Source organism: Oceanobacillus luteolus (genome assembly GCF_023715655.1).
Lineage (GTDB): Bacteria > Bacillota > Bacilli > Bacillales > Amphibacillaceae > Oceanobacillus > Oceanobacillus luteolus.
Window position 1 is genome coordinate 1 of sequence record NZ_JAMBON010000116.1, and the last position, 1,334, is coordinate 1,334.

A 1,334-nucleotide genomic window follows, 5' to 3' on the forward strand; every position below is an offset into this window, starting at 1 on the left:
AAATTATTGGAAGGATTTAGAAGCTAATCATGCTTCATGTATGTACGCTCCTTTCCGGCGTGTAAATTTGGTTTTTACGTAGTAGCGCATCCACCAAACGCACTAGTTTTCTTGCAGTTAAGACGAGGGCTCTTTTGTGTTGATGCTTTGGTACTTCATCGTACTTTTTCGCGTAATATTCTTTGTACTCAGGAACATGCCTTCTTACCGAGTTGGCGGCTTCAACTAGGTAATAACGGAGGTATTGATTTCCATTACGCGATAACGATGTATCATCTGCCGTAAAGCGACCAGATTGGTGCTTTCGCCAATAAAGACCTGCATACTTTGCGATCTTTGTTTCGTCTTCGAAGCGTTCAATCTGCCCAATTTCGGCTTGAATACCGGCAGCTAACACTGGTCCTATGCCAGGGATTGACTGCAGCGTTTGTGGCAATCCTTTCATGATTCGCTCAATGGATTTATCCAATTCCTTGATTTGCCTTTCAAACGTTCGGATCAATGTGATTGAAGTGCCTAGTATCGTATCGATGGAGTCTTCCATCACTTTGTCTAAACGATAGGAAGAGCGAACGGCCTTTTGGATTGATTTGGCGACATATTCCGCATCAGGGAATCTATTTCTGCCTTGCTTCCGAAGATAGTCAGCCAAGTCTTCTAAAGGCATACTCGATAATTCATCCAGACTATAGTTTTCAAGGAAAAGGTCCATCATCGCTTTGCCAAACACAGAAGACTCTACTTCTTCCGTGAATGTATTACATTTATAACTTAGATACTGAAGGAAACGTTGTTTCTCCTGTGTGATTTGACGAATAATTTGATAGCGCGCCCTTGTCAATTGTTGAAGCGCCACATATTGTTCTTCTTTCACAACGGACATTGGTAAACGTCCAAAGCGTAAATAATCGGCGATGACGAAGGCATCGATTTCATCCGTTTTGTCCATGTCGCTATAGCTCTTCTTAAAGTTAGCTATCTGCTTTGGATTCATGACCAATACTTGTCCACCAAGTGCTTGAATCGACTCATCGTTATGTAAAAACATGGATGGATGAAAACTATAGACACTGGTAGATTCAAGCCCGATATACAACGTATGGACATCTAGATCCTTAGCTGTTTTTAAAATCTCGTCTCTCAGCTGTGTGGCACCTGGCAAATCATTAGACACGGTGAAGGAAGCTAACTGTTCCCCCTCACCATTTAAAAAGCAAACCTTGATATCAAAAGAACTAACATCTAAACCAACAAATAATTTCATAGAATTAACACTCCTTTCGATTTAGAATCATTGGAACCTAACTCTTGGACGCTCTGGGATATCCCTAGTG

1 protein-coding gene is annotated in these 1,334 nt (G+C 41.4%); it reads right to left on the reverse strand.

Features of this window, described 5'->3' with window-relative positions:
* Positions 1–34: 34 nt before the first annotated feature.
* Positions 35–1,264 carry an IS110 family RNA-guided transposase gene (locus tag M3210_RS19895; protein ID WP_251518028.1) on the reverse strand — a complete coding sequence of 410 codons (1,230 nt, stop codon included), beginning with the start codon at positions 1,262–1,264 and terminating at the stop codon, positions 35–37.
* Between the last annotated feature and the right edge of the window lie 70 nt (positions 1,265–1,334).